The sequence below is a fragment of the Klebsiella sp. HMSC25G12 genome, from assembly GCF_001807705.1.
Taxonomy (GTDB): Bacteria; Pseudomonadota; Gammaproteobacteria; order Enterobacterales; family Enterobacteriaceae; genus Klebsiella; species Klebsiella variicola.
In genome coordinates this window covers 1-1387 of sequence record NZ_KV789830.1, presented here as the reverse complement: position 1 = coordinate 1387, position 1387 = coordinate 1, and the positions used below count along the sequence as shown (strand labels likewise).

General features: G+C 44.6%; 1 protein-coding gene. It reads right to left on the bottom strand.

What is annotated here, in order from left to right; all coding sequences use genetic code 11:
• Positions 1-13 precede the first annotated feature (13 nt).
• Entirely contained in the window at positions 14-1282 is a 1269-nt protein-coding gene (locus HMPREF3096_RS05530; protein WP_049078382.1) for an IS4 family transposase, read from the bottom strand.
• Positions 1283-1387: the final 105 nt, after the last annotated feature.

The following is a 1387-nucleotide window of genomic DNA, read 5'->3' as shown; positions in this document are numbered from 1 at the left end:
CATAGACTGGACCTTAAGAACTAAGTCTTTCAAAAATGCCATCTAAGGTCCTGGTTTTCTTCGATTTTCTTTGTTGTGCTTTTTTCGCATTCTTTGATATATATAACAAAGCCCATTCCAGCCGGACTGTTATTTCCGACCATGCCTGATGAATATAAGCTTCCAATATCGGTAATAACCAGACATCGACATTTTTCCCTGCTTTATAGACTGAAGCGGATGACAGACTTTGCATCGCGATGTACCTACGGATGATCAGCGCCAGCAAACTGGCCCAAACTAAGCCTTCCATTATGGCCTGTTGACTCGTGGCAAAACGTCGCCAGTTGGTATCGGATTTCAACTCTTTAAACAGTAACTCAACTTGCCAGCGACACCGATAAATCATCATGATCTCATCGGCTGACCACTCCGTGGCGGGTAAATTGGTGACCCAGATACAAAATCGTTTTTCTTCGGCAAACCAACGACGGACTAACCGGAATTCATCCGCTCCTCGCTTGATTTTTAAGTCCAAAACCTCTGAGCGATTCGTTTTTCGGTCGATTTCTTTGAGTTTCAGACCGGCTAGTTTGGGTAATAGCCGACCTTGACCATTGCGTGCTTCGATTATCACTGGATTAAGGTTTTTACCGCCTCTGACGATGAATGAACCGCCATGCTCAGATAACTGACTGAAATAATTGAAGTCTACATACCCGGCATCTGCCAGCAGTAACTTATTGCGCATCAGTTCAGTTTTCGGCAAATACGCCCGCTCTGAGGCTGTATCGGCAGTGATAGTCATGGTTTTCGGCATTTGATGTTTGAGCGACAACGTCATATGGCATTCAATCGCGGCGGGATGAGTCGGAAACCGGCTGGGGAAGACGTCCGCTAACCCATCATGAACGCGAAAAGAACTGCCATCTTGTAAGAGAATATCGTCAAAACCATCAAGTTTGCGGGGTAAGGTTGATTTAAGTTCACGAACAAAGCGGGCGATAGCAAACTGAGTTAATCGTTGCATCCATTGTGCAAATTCAGGTTTACGCAATTGATTATGAAACGGTTTATAAGCGACAAATTGTTGTTCGCTGAGACTCATGCCATTGAACTGTCGATGGAGATCGGCAATGGCGTGGCAATTGCCTTTACTGAGTGCGGCAATCAGGCTTAAAACGAGCGATGGCGGCTCAATGGTGCGCTCACGTTTTAAGAAACCCGTTCGTCTGGCAATTCGAGTGATAAATTCAGGACAGAGGAATTGCGAAAGTTGGTGTTTTAAGGAGATAATCGTCATCGGCTTCATGGTTGATGGGTAGTGGTTTGACGATGATTATCTGATCATAAATGGAGCCATTTTTCTATCTGAAATAAAGACTTATCTCTTAAGATCCTGTCTATG

Coding starts and splice junctions, on each gene's coding strand:
- HMPREF3096_RS05530 (WP_049078382.1), bottom strand. CDS start 1,282: ATGACGATTATCTCCTTAAAACACCAACTTTCGCAATTCCTCTGTCCT.